The sequence below is a fragment of the Andreprevotia chitinilytica DSM 18519 genome, assembly GCF_000711875.1.
Classification (GTDB): Bacteria; Pseudomonadota; Gammaproteobacteria; order Burkholderiales; family Chitinibacteraceae; genus Andreprevotia; species Andreprevotia chitinilytica.
On the sequence record NZ_JONM01000011.1, the window covers coordinates 82,476 to 97,895 of the forward strand.

Below are 15,420 nucleotides of genomic sequence, written 5' to 3' on the forward strand. Positions count from 1 at the left end.
TCGCGCTCAGTCGCGGCCTCTACCCTCATCCGGATGAGGCCGTGACGGTACCAGACCCCTGGTGCGCCGCATCTCCAATACCAATTACAGCGGCACTTATCCAATCTTAAGAAGGAAGAGAAATGTCGATGCTCCATCGCAGTAGCATGGCGGCCTTGCCCATGGCGCTTGCCGCCGTGTTCGCCTATGCCGCCTATCCCGCCTGGCAGGCGGACGTTTACTACACCGCCGGTACGATCGTGTCCTACAACGGGCATGACTATAAGGCGCTGGTGAACCAGACCGATTACAGCAGTTCCGGCTGGAATCCGACGGTCGCCAGCCTGTGGGCAGACCTTGGCGCGAGCGCCGGCGGAGCCACACCCACGCCAACGCCGGCCCCCACGCCTGTTCCGGTCACAGCAACACCGACCCCGAAGCCCGTGACGCCAACACCTGCGCCGACGCCGGTCCCGGTGACTGCCACCCCGACACCTGCGCCAGTGACCGCCACGCCGGCACCGACACCGTCCGGTACGTGCTACGCAGCCTGGGACTCGACCAAGGCCAACTACAACGGCGGCGACAAGGTCACCTTGAATGGCGTCAACTACGTTGCCAACTGGTGGACCAACGCCAGCCCGGCGACCAACAGCGGCCCGGCCGGCTCCGGCAAGGATTGGACGGTGCTGGGTAACTGCAGCGGCGCGACCGCAACGCCGGTTCCCGTGACTGCCACCCCGACCCCGAAGCCGACGGCAACACCGGTTCCGACTGCAACGCCGGCACCCACCGCAACGCCAGTCCCCACTGCGACCCCGGTTCCAACGGCTACACCAGTGCCAACAGCAACACCGGTCCCGACCGCCACGCCGACGCCAACCGCTACACCAGTGCCCGGTTCGAATGATGTCTGCCGTCCGGACGGGATGACCTCCAGCGTGGCCAACGTGCCGTACTGCCTGGTCTATGACAACACCGGCCGTGAAACCCTGCCCAACGGCCTGTCGCGCCGCATCGTCGGCTACTTCACCAACTGGCGGCATGGTGCCGATGGCCAGCCGACGTATCTGGTGAACAACCTGCCGTGGAACATGATGTCGCATATCAACTATGCGTTCGCCACGGTCGACCAGAACAAATACACCCTCCAGATCGATACCAGCGCCACCAGCCCGGATATCGCCATGAGCTGGCCCAACGTGGCCGGTGCACAGATGGATAACACGCTGCCGTACAAGGGCCACTTCAACCTGCTGGCCCAGTACAAGAAGCAGTACCCCGGCGTGCGGATTCTCATGTCGATTGGCGGCTGGGCCGGCTCGACCGGCTTCTACACCATGACCACCAATGCGGATGGCACCGTCAATACGGCCGGCATCAATACCTTCGCCGATTCGGCCGTGGCTTTCCTGCGCCAGTATCCGTTCTTCGATGGCGTGGATATCGACTACGAGCACCCGAGCACCGATACGCAAGCCGGCGCACCGGCTGACTTCCCGCTCTCGCAACCGCGCCTTGCCGGCCTGATGACCAGCTACAAGCAGATGATTCAGGTATTGCGCCAGAAGCTGGATGCCGCTGCGGTGCAGGACAACAAGTACTACTTCTTGAGCATTGCCGGTTCCGGTTCGGGCTGGGTACTGCGTGGCGAGGAAAACCTGCCGGTGCTGCAGTATCTGGACTTCGTCAACGTCATGTCCTACGACCTGCACGGTACCTGGAACCAGTATGTGGGGCCGAATTCGCCGCTGTATGACGACGGCAAGGATGCCGAACTGGTGGCGGGTGCAGCCTATCAGTACCAGAACATCGGCTATCTGAACGTGGACTGGGCTTACCACTACTATCGCGGCGCCATGCAGTCCGGCCGGATCAATATGGGTATCCCGTACTACACCAATGGCTGGAAGACCGTCACCGGCGGCACCAACGGCTTGTGGGGTACGGCGCCGGTCATCAACGATGCGGTCGCCTGCGCGGGCGCGGCACCGTGCGGTGGTGGCGCATCGGGCATCGACAACGTCTGGTATGACCTCGATACCAAAGGCAACCCGGTGAACGCCGGTGGCAACCCGGTCTGGCATGCCCTGAACCTCGTCAACGGCATCGTTCCGGACTACCTGGCCGCGTACAAGGTGACTGACAACACCATCGTCGGCAGCTACCAGCAGTTCTACGATCCGACGCTCGTCGCTTCGTGGGTCTGGAACCCGACCAAGCAGGTGTTCCTGTCGGTGGAAAACGAGCAGACCATCAACACCAAGGCCGATTACATCGTGAATCACGGCATCGGCGGCGCGATGATCTGGGAAATGGCCGGTGACTACGCCTGGAACGCCAGCAAGAACGGCGGCAAGGGCGAGTACTACATGGGCAATGTGCTGACGACCGACTTGTACAACAAGTTCAAGGCCAGTACGGCTTATGGCAACCAGCGTGCCGGTGCCACACTACCGCCTTCCACCGCCAATGTCGGCATCACCTTCAGCGGCTGGAAAACGGGTGATAACAACTACCCGTTCGTGGTATCGATGAATGTGGTCAACAACACCGCGGCCAGCCTGCCGGCCGGCACTGCCGTCGAGTTCGACTACCCGGTATCGGCCCCGTCAACCATGAGCTCGACCACCACGGCGGTGAACTTTGCCGTGACTCAGGCCGGTTACAACGGCCCGAACAACATCGGTGGTTTCAAGGCTGACTTCAACCATGCCAAGTTCACGCTGCCCAAGGCACTGGCAGTGGGAGCGACGCAAACCCTGAAGCTCAGCTACGATCTGCCGATCTCCGGCCCGTCCAACTATGTAGTCACAGTGGGCGCCAACTCGTACCGTCTGTCGCAGGAATACCCGCTGTTGCCGGTGGGTCTGAAGTAAGCTGATCCAGCCGGGCTTAGGCCCGGTTGTACTGCAAAAGGCCGGCTGCAATGCCGGCCTTTTCTTTGGATTAACCAATGCCGGTGTATGAGATGGCGCCAGGGGAAGTTGCTGGGGATGTAGCCCGGACGGCTTCGCCGGCCGGGGAGCGCTGCCGCAGTGCCATAGCCAACACTTCCACGCCACGGCAGCAGGGCACTGCTAAGCGCGCAAACTTTGTAAATATCTACCTGGCAAATTCTGACTCCCGGTTTCGCTGATCTTTCGTACTAAGCTGGCTGTTTTCGTTTCACGAAGCCGCCATGCCCGCGACGCTCCTGCGCGCCAAACAGCTCAAGCGCGTGCACTACCCCCGCATCGAAGACCCACACTTCCTCTCCCCTGCCGCACTGAGCATCGTGCTGTCGCAGGCGGGGCCAGCGTTTGCCGACATCCGCTCCGACAGCGATCTGGCAACGCAACTCGCCCAGGGTCACGTGTTCTACGTCCTCAACTATCCCGCGCCGCATCCACTGTTCCTGCGCCGGAGCGAATGGGATGACGATCCGGTGCTCGACCTCGCCGGCGACGCGAAAGACTGGAAACCCTCCCGCGCGGCCCACTACACCTTGCAACAGGCAGCACACGGCATACTGCGGCGCGATCCCGAACCATTGTGGGGCTGGGGGCCACAGGTCAACCACAAGCTGATCCGCATGCAGCGGGCGGCTGATTTATCGTTCGATGCGGACTGGGTCAGGCCCAAGGGTTATCTATACCAACCGTCCCCCGATACCGAATTGCCGGAATTGATCCGTGCCGTTGCCAAGGCGGCGATTAGACCGATTCGCACTGGGCTGGGGGAGGATGTGGATGAATTGGCGGCGCATTCACCAACATTGCAGCGAGATTTGAAGCGGTTGAAAGAAGAAAACGTGGCTATGCGGTACGGTGTGGCCGGCGACGGGTCGTGGATGGACGCGCGCGCCGGTACTAAGGAAATCATCCTGGACGGGAATTTACAAGGCCACCCAGCTGCCACATTACAAACTCTCGCACACGAAATTGGCCATGCCACCTACCTCTTTACGCCCGATATCTCGTCTCGCGAAGCCTATGTAAATAGCAATTTAGCCAACGAGGGCGCGGCCACCCTCAAGAACATCGAGGTGCAACGTGAAATTCTTGCCAATGCTGGTATTGATATCGAGCTCGCTGGCAGCCGCGGCAATCACGCCGGCTACAATGCCGCCTATGACCGCTATAAACGCAATGGCAACGCCACAGCCGCCAAAAACGCCATTGGACAAATCTACGGGCGCGGAGAAATCAACTCCATTACCCATGAGCCCTATGCAGACTACTATGGAAATGAATATGACCGCCGCTATGGAAACTAACAGCACCGACGCCAAGGAAGCCGTACTCCAATTCATCGCGGCTTTCCACGATGCCATTGCGACACAGAGCCCAAAAAAAATTGAAGCGCTGCTGGGGTCGCTTATTTTGACAGAAAGAAACAAATATTGGCGGAACTATGAATTTCCGCCAATTCACTTGGCAGGTGGGGCGATGATTACGCCAGGACGCATTGCCATGAATGGCAACCGCCTGGAGATATTTGGAAATTTCAAAATATCTGGAATATGCATCATTCGAGAGGATATCATGCAGCAATATGGTCAATTACCCCTGACCGGGTGGCCAAAACTCGGCGTACCTGTTTCGGAAACCAACTACACTGCGACTTTTGCAAACAGTGCCATCGATTTTGGTTTCGCTGAAAAAAATCCTGACTGTCTGCGGACTGTCGGCACCAGCATCTTGAATCCGCCGCCATATCCATTCGGCAAGCCGGATTGATTGGGCCATATTCATGCGCGCTTTATTCGCAAAAAAGCCTCTTTAATCGCAAGGCTTTATCAGGCGTCTTGCGAGTAGATTCACAACCTGCGTGAATCAGGGACATCGTAGGAGAGCAAAAGCTTGCGCACTTCCTCGTACTCCTTGAGGCGCGCAAAGTCTTTCTCGGTGGGATTGGGTAACCGGCGCATATCCATGTTGTCGGCGTTGTCCGCAAGCTTTACTCGTCTCGCCACGGGGTGTTGGGCAGCGCGGGCAGCGGCGGCAAGCCGTGATTCGCCGGCGTGTTTGGTGAGTGCCTGAATCGCGTCGAGCACCTGCGGATGAAATCCCTCGGCTTCCAGTGCTGCCAGGCTGATCGTGGTGTCTTCCACCACATCGTGAAGCACCGCAGCGATCCGCTCATGCTCCCCTTCAAGCGAGAGCATCACCCGTAGCGGATGGAGAATATAAGGCTGCCCCGCCTTATCGATTTGCCCTGCGTGCGCTGCAGCTGCCAGCGCAATTGCGCGTTCCAATGTAGCCATGACCATTCCTCAAGCAGATCAACGCATGATGGATCGTTGCACCATCCAATGTTGCTTATAGCACTGACGTACGATGCGGGTCGGTGACTGGAAAGCCCCCCTTCGCCGCAAGGATATCAATCAGCGCTTCCGTACTATGAGCCTTTGCGTAATCACGCTCGGCCTCGGTCACCCCGACCGCATGCAAAAAATCGAATTTGCCGGAATCCAGCTGCGCAGTAGCCGGGTAATGTGTTGGCTCGGCAAGCACAACATGCCGCAATTCGGAGGACTCGCTGCCATCAATCGGCCTTCCGAGCGGAATCCGGTGCCCATAATCGAGTGGTGGCGCATCGCCAAAGCGGTCATGGCAAATCAGGACATGAAAAGCCAACAACCGCCGCAGGATAGAAATCGCCCACGGGCTTTTCTCCGATGTTTCCATCACCAGCTCCACACCCAGCCAAGAATAATCATCTTGATCGTATTCGGACGGTTCGGAATCCCAAGGCGTGGAAGCCCCGGACGTCACGTACAACCAAGAGCCGCGCTCAGCCGTTGGCTCGAATTCGAATACGCCCAAATGCAGCCAACAGGGGTCAAGAGTGGCTTGGCCAAAAGCCTCGGTGAAGATCTCGATATCGAGGACATATATCCCTGTCCTCCGCTCACCAAATAATCGGGGATACAAGACTTCTTCCCGGTATTCCCAGACGCTTTCCATCGAACTCACATTGTTGCCCTCATCGGAACCTGTTGCTGCGGCCCATCAACCGACCGAGCCAACGCCAGTGCATCTAGGATACGTGCTGTGGCAAGTTGCTCGTCGAGATACGTGCCAAACGAAATGCCATCCATCAGCGAGGGACGTAGTACCTGGTTTTCCAATAGCGCCTTCAGCGATCCTGCCTTGATGATTTCAGGCTCGACGCCGGGGCGCACGATCACCACCCACGGCTGATCATCGTGCAACGGCGCTGAAAATTGGGCGAATAGCTCGCGTTCGGGGGTCTTGAACCAGCCCATGCCACAGAGGGCTTCGTCGTTGTCGCGAATGGCGTTGATCACTCGCTTGCTGGGCAAGCGGGCAAACGTGGCAGTCAACCCGACTGTTTGCACTGCGGTTTTGACCAGATCGTAAACACTCCCCCTGATCACTTGCCGGCCGTCCGCTTCGACACTCAAGAAGTACAGCGGCGGCCGGTCGCTGAACATGATTTTCAGGGGCATGTCCGCCTGTGCCACGGCCAAGCTGTGCAAGGCAAACAGCATGGTGATCCAGATCAGTATTTTTGTAGTCATAGGTATCGCAACGCCGCTTCACCGGGCTGATCGCCGTCGGGTATTCAAGCCATCATCGCGCACGGTGATTCCATCTCTTCATCGTTGCCGACATCCGGTATGAATTAGCCGGTATTCAGCCGAAAGATCACGCAAGCCGTAAACGCCTGCTGCTCGCGATACGTCGCGCAGTATGACTTCCATCCTTCCGTCGGTTTTCTGAGCCCGTGAATTGTTAAGCACGCATCTTTTCCTTAGCATTGAAAGCGCTTTCATTGTCGAAATGCACATACCAAATACTAACTACACAACAGGTCATATCTGGAGGATGTCATGAGAAGAATGATCAGGAGCCTAACGATTCTCCTATTGAGCGGCGGTTCGCTGCTCACCGCCTCGGCAGCGCTGAGCGCGACCACCGGCGATTGGAGTTACTGCGCCGCGGAAAACGGAAATTGCATTTTCACCGGCACGCAGACTGTCCGCTATGGCGCGGGGACGACCTTCGTCACGCAAACGCTGGCATGGGGCGCGTCCTGCAACAATGCGGCCTTTGGTGATCCGGCACCCGGTGTCACCAAGCATTGCGAGGTATCCAACACCTGGCATTCATGCGCCAGCGAAAACGGGACTTGCAGTTTCTCGGATACCGAAACAGTCCGATATGGCGCAGGCACCACTTACAACGCGAACGTCGTCACCGGTGGCGAAAGCTGTAACAACAATGTTTTCGGCGACCCTGATCCGGGTATTGCCAAGCATTGCGATGCCGCGCCAACCACCTGGACCCAGTGCAGTGCCGAGAACGGACAATGCAGTTTTTCGGGCACGCAGATCGTCTTGTATGGCGCCAACGGCAGCTATACCACCAAGAGCCTGACCAACGGTGCAGCCTGCAATAACGGTACCTTTGGCGACCCCAGCCCGGGCAACGCCAAGCACTGCTACGTGCCGGGCCTGCCAGTCCAGACGCAATCCAATACCGGCGTCACGTTCCCGGCCGCCGGTACGACCTTCAATCTGGTCAATGGCACGAACGGCACTTATGCCGACAATAACGTCTATTGGACCATGGTTGGCCAGGACCCCAACAATCATGGCGCTTACTCTCACGTCAATTGCGCTGGCCAGCTTGTGCCGATGACCGCGAGCGACAACAACGCGCAAACCAAGAACGGATCGAGTTATGCCAACTATTCAATTCCGCTCTCGCAATGCAAGTCATTCACCGTGCCGCAGATTACTTCCGGGCGGATGTATCTGAGTGTCGGCAGCCCGATGTATCTGAAGTCGGTGGGTTCGCCCGTTACTGGCTATACCGGCCCGAATATCGACAACCCGTCCGACCCCAACATCGATGTGATCTTCGATTTCGTCGAGATGGATATCAACAGCACCAATTTCTTTGGCAACACGACGCGCGTGGACCAGTTCGGTTTCCCGGTGCGGTTACAGCTGCAGGGGCAAGGTGGGTTCAACCAGACCGTTGGTGAAACTGAATCCCGCGCCAGCCTGTTCCAGGAATTCGTGGCACAGGTGCCGGGGCCATTCCAGACGCTGGCCCAGGCGCCCTATGCACCGTATCGCATCGTGGCGCCCGCGCACGGCAGCTTCAACACTGGCGGCGCCAATGCAACCTATCTGGATAGCTATATCCAGTCGATCTGGAACAAGTACACCACGAGCACGTTGACGTTTACCGATGCGCAGGGCACGTTCACCGGCCATGTGGTGGGCGGGCAGTTCCAATTCACGGATGGACTGGGTACGTACTACATCAATGCCATGCCGACGACGGCCATGGTGCTGTTAGGCGATGGCGTGCTCAACGATGCCTCGAATGCAGCGTCCGGTTTGCCGACCGCCAAGCAGTTGCAAATCCAGGCGCAGCTTTGTGCCGCGCTCAACCGCCATGTCGCCGACACCCCGTCCAACTGGACCAATTCGGGCAGCTTCTATCAAACGGCACCGACCAACGCCTACTCCGCGTTCTGGCATGCCCATAGCATCAACGGCTTCAGCTATGGCTTCCCGTATGACGATGTCAGTGGCTTCAGCTCGTCCTTGATCGGCACCAATCCGACGGTGGCAACGATTACGATTGGCTGGTAATCGACCGTCCTGATGGCTTTTAAGTGAGTGACAAAAAAGCCTCGCGCAAGCGAGGCTTTTTTCATGGGTTGCGACCAGCCACACGCGACCCAAACCAGAGCGGAGACCCCAGCCGGACAACCGTGTCGACGCAGCGAATCGCACGTTGCCGGTACACACAGCCCTGAGGAAATAGCGCCAGCGGGATGGGTTCATCCGCCGCGCATCGAAACCAGAAGCGGCAAATTGCTGGAACACCGTCGCCGGGTTATCGCGGTGATATGCACGCAAACCGTGGCCCCGTCGCAAAAGAAATGGCCTATCCCGGCGCCGGTCAACAGCGACTTTAACCGCTGAATGTGGTCGAGCAGCTTTGTATCGGGCTGGTGCGATTTTTCGACCTGGCCCCGCTCAGGGCATGACGATGTTTTCGAGCGTGAACCGGTGCGGCGTCGCGCTTGGGCCGCTGCCGCCGCCAGTCATAACGATGTCGGCACTCGCGATACCCAGCAACGACAACTCGGTGATGCTCTTGGAGAGGTCAGCCGGATTCATGACCTGGCCTTCGACGGCCTGCGCAACCACGCCGATCCAGATAGTCGGCTTGAATTCGAATACTGCCGTCTTGCCTGGCGCGATATTGGCCTTGGTGGCCAGTAGCTTGCCCGCCTTGTAGATGCTGGTGTTGATGCCACCCTTGGTCAGGTTGTTGCGGACCTGCACCTGGCGGCTACTGGTAGCGGGGCCAAGCGGCGATAACGTAGTGCCCGAAGCGGTCTGAAAGATTCCGTACAACTGGCCGTTCTCGGCCGCTATCTGCGGCGTGTGGTCACCCCAGCTGTCGCTGGCGCCCACGAACATCGGTATCGGAAAGATGAAGGGGTGGTTGTCACCCCGGCCGCAGTTCCTGATCACCTTCCAGGCGACAGAGAGTCCGTCGAAATCAGTCGACACGTTCTTCTGGAAGATCACGATGGTGGCATTGTTCGCATCGTTCGATTGATTCACAAAGTTGAGTTTGATATCCACGTCCCAGCCTCCCGATAGATAAGAAAAGTGCGCAGCCTGCACTGGCGCAGCCTGGCTGGCCGCGCTGGCTTCCGGCAGCTGCGCCTATGCTAATGGACCCTTGAATGCCCGCCAATATGGCACTGGTGTCTGGGACAATTGACGGGGGTTCACGCCTTGGCAGCCTCTGCCGCTCCCAGCAGCGTCTTGGGCTCCAGATACGCGCTCAGCCCCCATTTCCCCATCTCGCGCCCGAGCCCTGAATACTTGAAACCACCAAACGGGGCACGCGGCTCGTGCGCCAATGTATTGATGAGCACGCGACCGGCGTCAATCTGACGTGCGACGCGTTCGCAACGTTCGACATCACGCCCCAGTACCACGGCACTCAAACCGTAGCGTGTATCGTTGGCGATGGAAATGGCATCGGCCTCATCCTCGTAGGCAATGAGGGTGAGTATGGGGCCGAAGATCTCCTCCTGCGCAATGCGCATCTGGTTGTTGGCGTTGGTAAAGATCGTGGGCTTCACGAACCACCCGCCCGGCAAGCCATCAGGGCGCCCCTCACCGCCGGCAAGCAATGTCGCCCCTTCTTCCTGGCCGATGCGGATGTAGTTCTGCACGCGTTCCCACTGCTTGGCGCTCACCATCGGGCCGATGTCGGTTTCGGCATCGCGCGGATCACCGGACCTGATATGCGAAACAGCATATTTGATGATGCTTTCAAACTCCGCTAGTCGACTGCGTGGCACCAGGATGCGTGTGCCTGCGATGCAAGCCTGGCCGCTGTTGGCAAATCCGGCGTGGAGCACGATCGGCATGATGCTGGCGAAGTCTGCATCATCAAGCACCACGGTGGGTGACTTGCCGCCCAGCTCCAGCGTCACACGCTTCATCGTGGTCGCGCCAGTGCTCACCAGATGCTGACCCACGGCGGATGAGCCGGTAAAAGAGATCTTGGCAATGTCGGGGTGGCGTGTAATTGCTTCCCCCACCACGCTGCCAAGGCCATTCACGATGTTGAACACGCCTTTGGGCAGGCCGGCTTCGTGCAGTGCCTCCGCGACGACCTGTGTTTGAAGTGCGCTTAGCTCGCTGGGCTTGATGACGGCGGTACAACCCGCAGCCAGCGCGGTCGCCAACTTGTTGCAGATAAACCCGGCGTTGCTGTTCCACGGCGTGATCAGGCCGGCAACACCGACTGGCGTCATGATGACGCTTGCCACGCCGGCTTGCTCCTCGAACTCGAAGGACGCCAGTGCATCGATGGTCTGGGCAATCACATCCGCCGGATAGCTCGCCATCCAGCTGCCTCGCTCTCTGGGCGCGCCGTACTCCAGCACGACTGCCTCCATCAAATCCGCCTGGCGCGCAGCAATGGCCTTATGCATGCGGCGCAGCGCAGCGATACGCTCTTCGCGCGTGGTACGTGCCCAGGCCGGGAATGCCGCTTTGGCAGCCGCAACGGCCCGCTGCACATCCTGCTCGTCCCCCAGCCGAACCTGGCCGATGATCTCTTCGGTGCTGGGATTGTGAAGGTCAAACCATTCCTGCCCATGGGGCACGATGAATTCGCCGTTGATGTAGATGTGTTCAAGACGTTGCATGTCGATTCCTTTGACAGTGAAGTTTCCGGCACGGGGAAGGCTGGAAGTCGGGCTTTCTGAGCCGTGCTGGTACCAAGTCTAGGAATTGTTTATTGTCCTGATAAGCCGTCCTATGGCGCATGACCTGCACTGATTATCAGGATAATTATATGCATCGCACTGGATTGATCGAGCTTGAGGTGGTGCTCGCCGTGGCTCGTCGACGTAGTTTTCGGGGGGCGGCACTGGAGTTGGAAATGTCTCCCACTGCGGTGAGTAGCGCCGTGGCCAGCATAGAGGCGCGCCTGAAAGTGCGACTGTTCAATCGCTCGACACGTAGCGTGGCACTCACCGATGCAGGACAGCGCTATGTGGCGCGCATCGCACCGGCCCTGGCCGAAATCCAGAGTGCCGGCGACGAAGCCAACGGCACACCGGGAACACTCAGCGGGACATTGCGCATCAATGCTCCGCAGGGGGCTGCATCTTTGTTGTTTGAGCCACTGTTCAGCAAGTATGTGCAGCGTTACCCCGAGGTACGACTCGATATCGTGAGCGAGTCGCGCATGATCGACATTGTCGCCGACGGCTTTGATGCCGGCATCCGCCTGGCCGAGTCTGTCCCGAAAGACATGATCGCAGTACCGCTATCCAGTGATCTCCGCATGCTCGTCGTCGCCACGCCCGAGTATCTCGAACGCCACGGCACACCCAGCCACCCCAGTGATCTGCTCCAGCATCAGAGCATCGGCATGCGCATGTCCCACGGCGGCATCTATCACTGGGAACTGGAGCGGGGTGGGGAGAAGCTGCGCATGGACCTGCCTGTGCGCCTGGCATTGAATGAATTGCCTGCCATCAAGCAGGCGGTCCTGCTTGGGCTGGGCATAGGCTTCATCACCGAATGGCTGATCAAGGATGAGCTGGCGTCTGGCGCGCTGGTTCCCGTGCTCGTGCCATGGTGCCCGTCATTTGGCGGGCTAAGGCTCTATTACTCCGGCCACCGTTTTGTGCCGGCCCGTTTGCGCGCACTCATCGACCTGATTCACGAGTTGCACTTGAGCACGCGCTGATTTCTGTCCCGCTGCAACCGGTTATCAGGCGTCCTTGCGCCCTTGGCGCCGGAGTACCACATGGGTGGCTTTCTCCGACGCAACGAACTGAACGCATTCGTATCCCAGAGCACGCATGTCCGTCCCCTCGAACAGTCGCTCTCCCCCGCCCAGCAGGACCGGTGAGATAGCGATGTGCAGCTCATCGATGACGCCCGCACGCAGATATTGCTGGATCGTGTTCGGTCCGCCGCCAATGCGCACATCCATACCGTTGGCTGCGTCGCGCGCCCGGTCGAGCGCCTCGTGAATACCGCCCGTGACGAAATGGAACGTCGTTCCACCCTCCATCTGGATGCGCGCGCGCGCGTGGTGAGTCAAGATGAAAGTTGGAACGTGATAGGGTGGGTTGTCCCCCCACCAGCCTTTCCAGTTCATGTCGGGCCAGGCACCGCGAATCGGTCCGAACATGTTTCTTCCGAGGATCCAGGCGCCAACATTCTTGAAGCCCCGCGCAGCGAAGTCGTCATCGATCCCCGTTGTGCCACCGTCGGCGCCAAATTGAGCCCGTTGGAACGTTCGTGTCGGGACTAACCACTGGTGCAAATCTGTCCCGCCCACACCAAGCGGATTCCTGATGTCCTGATTCGGACCCGCTCCGTATCCGTCAAGCGAGATGGTCAAGCCCTCAACTCGGACGCGTGTCATGTTCATGCCTTCCTTTCGATTGACGCCTAACAGGGTTTACACGGACGACACGGACGCAGCATCACCCGCAAACATCTGCAACCGGCCATGCAGCGAGTCAGTACTCAAACACCTGCACGATGTTGTAGGTCGAATCGGCAATCTGCACCTGGCCGTTGTGAGCGTGCATGAAGTAAGGCATCCAGACCCCCCCTTCGTCCACCTGCAGCTTGAACAGGGAAATACCGCCCAGGAAGGCAAGGCCGTTCTCTTCGATGCGGAACAGCTTCAGCGCACGATTCACCAGATCATTGAGGATGAGTTTGTCGCCATCGATGGCGAGGCTGGTGGGCAACATCAGCTTGTCGCCGTCCGGCTGGCCCTCTTCCCAGTAGCCTTCCCGGCCACACGCCCACAGTGCGTTGCCGTTGCGGTCAAAGCAGCAAATACGGTTATTGAACTGATCGGTGACCAGCACGCGATTGTGCGCATCCAGCGCTACGTCGGTCGGCGTAAAGGCGGCCTGTTCGCCCTTGCCATCCCAGCTGAAATTCTTGATGAAGATCACCAACCCGGTGGGCAGTATCTGCCATTTGGCGATACGGCAGTTGAGCGAATCGACGACGAAGACTTCGCCCTCGTCGCTCACCGCCATGCCCTGCGGGCCGCGCATGCAGCCCTCCCCCTTGCCATACGAGCCGAACGGCAGGCCGTAGTTGAGCAGCCGGCCGAACGGGCCGATCTGGTACATGGTCACGGTGCCGAAATTGAAGTTGTCCACCAGCACCAGCGGCGTGCCTGGGCAGAGCTGGCCAAACAGCGGCACTTTCGGGTGATAGACCGTCACGCCGAGGTTGCCGGCGAGGAAGTAGCCCTCGACCAGATTGCCGGCAATGGCCTGGAATGTCTCCTCGCGCTCGCGGTAGCCCTTGATGCGCCAGTTACCGGCATCAACGGTGAGCTGCAGGTCTTTCAGCGGCAGGCCGGACAACAGGGCGGGGGCCAGTTTCGCCACGTCGCCGAACCAGAGGCGGTAGGCGTCCAGCATGGTCTGGCTGAGCTGGTCGTACCACTGCAGAAAGGGGTTCAGTTGCAGATAGTCCGGCAGCGCAGCCTCCGTGCTGGCGGACATCAGCGCCTTGGCCGGCGGTTGCAAGCCGGTCACGGCGGTCACACAGTTGAACTGCGGATCGACCCGGGCCGTACCCGGCATATCGCGCCGCGCGCCCAGCGTGGCGATCATCTGCGCCTGCGGGAAGCGCCGGTCCAGGTGCGGAATACGCAACTTGATGAGGCGCGACGAGAACGGCTCGCTGACAAAGAAAATGTCGTCCTCTTCCCCCTGGCAGATCACGTAGGGGTTGAGCAGCGCGGCATCTTCCATCGCGTAATAGAGCGGATCGGTCAGCGAATGCACCGGCTCGTCACCGTGGTTCCACGACGGACGCACGCCGGCCAGCGTGGATTCCAGCGTGCCATCCAGGCTGTAGACGGTGATGGTGTTGAGCACGTGATCGGGGACGAAGACGCGCTCGCCGATCACGCTGACATCCCGCATGATGTTGAGCATGCCCACGCCGGTGGGCTGGCCGAAACGGTGGTTGACCACCGGCTTTTCTGCCTTCAGCTCGTAATTGGCGTTGACCGGCGCATTGGCCGGACATTTGAGGATTTCGTAGCTGCCGGTATTCGCGATGTAGAGGCTGCCTTCGACATCGGAACTCAGGCCCTGCGGCCAGTACAGATCGTGCCGGGTGCCGTCGGGGTCGATCAGCGTGCGGAATTCATCCACATAGCGGCCGTGCTCGTCGTAACGCACGCAACGGTTGCGCAGCTTGTCGGTTTCGGTGTGGAAGAACTCGTCATTAACGTGGATGGTGTAGCTACCATCGCGCTGCGTGACGACCGTCACGCCATTCGGGTCCTGCAGCGGGTCGCCGCCATTTTCAGCGCGGTTGCCGAAGGCAAACGCGAAGTCGATGCGCTCGCCCTGATATTCCATCACCACGACGCGCGAGTTACCCATGTCGGTGATGTACACCAGATTCTTCTGCGGATGCGGGCAGACATGGAACGGCATGCGGAACGGCACACTGCCTTCGCCCTGGCCGGCCGGTGCGGGGCTGTACAGCACGTAGATGATGCGCGCCAGCGTCTTGTCGAGCACCAGCACGCGGTTATTGCCCGTGTCACAGACCCAGACATGCTGCTGCCGGTCCATGCACACGCCGACCGGCGAGTTGAACGTGAAATCCTCCGGCACCGGCCCGCGGAAATTGGGGCTTTCCTTGGCGGACTGCCCATACAGGGTCACATGCTGAAATACCGCTTTGGTCGTCTTCTTCGGCGTTGCTGCCATTGCTTCCCCCACACCCGGCTGGTTTTCTGTTCAATAAATAACCATAGCAGACAGATGTAGGACAGCCAGTGCACAAACGAGCGAATGCACCCCATAAGAATTGTTCAGGGCCGCCTGTGCTTACGGAACAGGATCGGTACTGTGGTTGCC

At 59.3% G+C, this 15,420-nt stretch carries 12 protein-coding genes; 5 read left to right on the top strand and 7 right to left on the bottom strand.

Annotated features, from left to right (window positions below):
- The first annotated feature begins 122 nt into the window (after nucleotides 1–122).
- The 3 genes from BR41_RS15085 to BR41_RS15095 all read left to right on the top strand — a co-directional run bounded on the left by BR41_RS15085 (nucleotide 123) and on the right by BR41_RS15095 (nucleotide 4,700).
- A complete protein-coding gene (locus BR41_RS15085) occupies nucleotides 123–2,858 on the top strand; it encodes a glycosyl hydrolase family 18 protein (RefSeq protein ID WP_156970721.1) in 2,736 nt (911 codons plus the stop codon).
- Nucleotides 2,859–3,160: 302 nt separating this feature from the next.
- Nucleotides 3,161–4,237 carry a hypothetical protein gene (locus BR41_RS15090; RefSeq protein WP_035058453.1) on the top strand — a complete coding sequence of 359 codons (1,077 nt, stop codon included), beginning with the start codon at nucleotides 3,161–3,163 and terminating at the stop codon, nucleotides 4,235–4,237.
- Nucleotides 4,215–4,700 (top strand): hypothetical protein, encoded by a 486-nt coding sequence (locus tag BR41_RS15095; protein WP_035058456.1) that lies wholly within the window; start codon nucleotides 4,215–4,217, stop codon nucleotides 4,698–4,700. The genes BR41_RS15090 and BR41_RS15095 overlap by 23 nt, the downstream gene beginning before the upstream one ends.
- Before the next feature lie 80 nt (nucleotides 4,701–4,780).
- Here BR41_RS15095 and BR41_RS15100 read toward each other — a convergent pair whose 3' ends face one another.
- From BR41_RS15100 to BR41_RS15110, 3 genes are read right to left on the bottom strand one after another with little or no spacing between them, the layout of a single operon-like run.
- The gene (locus BR41_RS15100) at nucleotides 4,781–5,227 is read right to left on the bottom strand and encodes an HD domain-containing protein (protein WP_035058593.1); all 447 of its coding nucleotides are present in this window, start codon (nucleotides 5,225–5,227) and stop codon (nucleotides 4,781–4,783) included.
- Between the two features lie 55 nt (nucleotides 5,228–5,282).
- Nucleotides 5,283–5,930, bottom strand: a complete 648-nt coding sequence (locus tag BR41_RS15105; protein ID WP_035058459.1) for a suppressor of fused domain protein — start codon at nucleotides 5,928–5,930, stop codon at nucleotides 5,283–5,285.
- A gap of 5 nt (nucleotides 5,931–5,935) precedes the next feature.
- The gene (locus BR41_RS15110; protein ID WP_156970722.1) at nucleotides 5,936–6,508 is read right to left on the bottom strand and encodes a hypothetical protein; all 573 of its coding nucleotides are present in this window, start codon (nucleotides 6,506–6,508) and stop codon (nucleotides 5,936–5,938) included.
- A gap of 312 nt (nucleotides 6,509–6,820) precedes the next feature.
- Here BR41_RS15110 and BR41_RS15115 point away from each other — a divergent pair, with 312 nt between their 5' ends.
- Entirely contained in the window at nucleotides 6,821–8,599 is a 1,779-nt protein-coding gene (locus BR41_RS15115) for a glycoside hydrolase family 64 protein (protein ID WP_211251762.1), read from the top strand.
- A 390-nt stretch (nucleotides 8,600–8,989) separates the two neighbouring features.
- On the opposite strand, the gene BR41_RS15120 is transcribed toward BR41_RS15115, so the two are convergent.
- Nucleotides 8,990–9,607 carry a hypothetical protein gene (locus BR41_RS15120; RefSeq protein WP_035058465.1) on the bottom strand — a complete coding sequence of 206 codons (618 nt, stop codon included), beginning with the start codon at nucleotides 9,605–9,607 and terminating at the stop codon, nucleotides 8,990–8,992.
- 149 nt (nucleotides 9,608–9,756) lie between these two features.
- Nucleotides 9,757–11,193 (bottom strand): aldehyde dehydrogenase family protein, encoded by a 1,437-nt coding sequence (locus BR41_RS15125; protein ID WP_035058468.1) that lies wholly within the window; start codon nucleotides 11,191–11,193, stop codon nucleotides 9,757–9,759.
- Between the two features lie 149 nt (nucleotides 11,194–11,342).
- Here BR41_RS15125 and BR41_RS15130 point away from each other — a divergent pair, with 149 nt between their 5' ends.
- The gene (locus BR41_RS15130; protein ID WP_035058595.1) at nucleotides 11,343–12,245 is read left to right on the top strand and encodes a LysR family transcriptional regulator; all 903 of its coding nucleotides are present in this window, start codon (nucleotides 11,343–11,345) and stop codon (nucleotides 12,243–12,245) included.
- A 24-nt stretch (nucleotides 12,246–12,269) separates the two neighbouring features.
- Here BR41_RS15130 and BR41_RS15135 read toward each other — a convergent pair whose 3' ends face one another.
- On the bottom strand, nucleotides 12,270–12,938 hold the full coding sequence (locus BR41_RS15135; RefSeq protein WP_245615919.1) for a dihydrofolate reductase family protein: 669 nt from the start codon (nucleotides 12,936–12,938) through the stop codon (nucleotides 12,270–12,272).
- A gap of 91 nt (nucleotides 12,939–13,029) precedes the next feature.
- Nucleotides 13,030–15,270 carry an NHL repeat-containing protein gene (locus tag BR41_RS15140; RefSeq protein ID WP_035058474.1) on the bottom strand — a complete coding sequence of 747 codons (2,241 nt, stop codon included), beginning with the start codon at nucleotides 15,268–15,270 and terminating at the stop codon, nucleotides 13,030–13,032.
- Nucleotides 15,271–15,420 lie beyond the last annotated feature (150 nt).

Excerpts from the sequence above, each read along its gene's own strand:
- BR41_RS15110 (WP_156970722.1), bottom strand. The coding sequence starts at position 6,508 with ATGACTACAAAAATACTGATCTGGATCACCATGCTGTTTGCCTTGCAC.
- BR41_RS15140 (WP_035058474.1), bottom strand. The coding sequence starts at position 15,270 with ATGGCAGCAACGCCGAAGAAGACGACCAAAGCGGTATTTCAGCATGTG.
- BR41_RS15095 (WP_035058456.1), top strand. The coding sequence starts at position 4,215 with ATGACCGCCGCTATGGAAACTAACAGCACCGACGCCAAGGAAGCCGTA.
- BR41_RS15090 (WP_035058453.1), top strand. The coding sequence starts at position 3,161 with ATGCCCGCGACGCTCCTGCGCGCCAAACAGCTCAAGCGCGTGCACTAC.
- BR41_RS15135 (WP_245615919.1), bottom strand. The coding sequence starts at position 12,938 with ATGAACATGACACGCGTCCGAGTTGAGGGCTTGACCATCTCGCTTGAC.
- BR41_RS15105 (WP_035058459.1), bottom strand. The coding sequence starts at position 5,930 with ATGGAAAGCGTCTGGGAATACCGGGAAGAAGTCTTGTATCCCCGATTA.
- BR41_RS15115 (WP_211251762.1), top strand. The coding sequence starts at position 6,821 with ATGAGAAGAATGATCAGGAGCCTAACGATTCTCCTATTGAGCGGCGGT.
- BR41_RS15130 (WP_035058595.1), top strand. The coding sequence starts at position 11,343 with ATGCATCGCACTGGATTGATCGAGCTTGAGGTGGTGCTCGCCGTGGCT.
- BR41_RS15125 (WP_035058468.1), bottom strand. The coding sequence starts at position 11,193 with ATGCAACGTCTTGAACACATCTACATCAACGGCGAATTCATCGTGCCC.
- BR41_RS15100 (WP_035058593.1), bottom strand. The coding sequence starts at position 5,227 with ATGGCTACATTGGAACGCGCAATTGCGCTGGCAGCTGCAGCGCACGCA.
- BR41_RS15085 (WP_156970721.1), top strand. The coding sequence starts at position 123 with ATGTCGATGCTCCATCGCAGTAGCATGGCGGCCTTGCCCATGGCGCTT.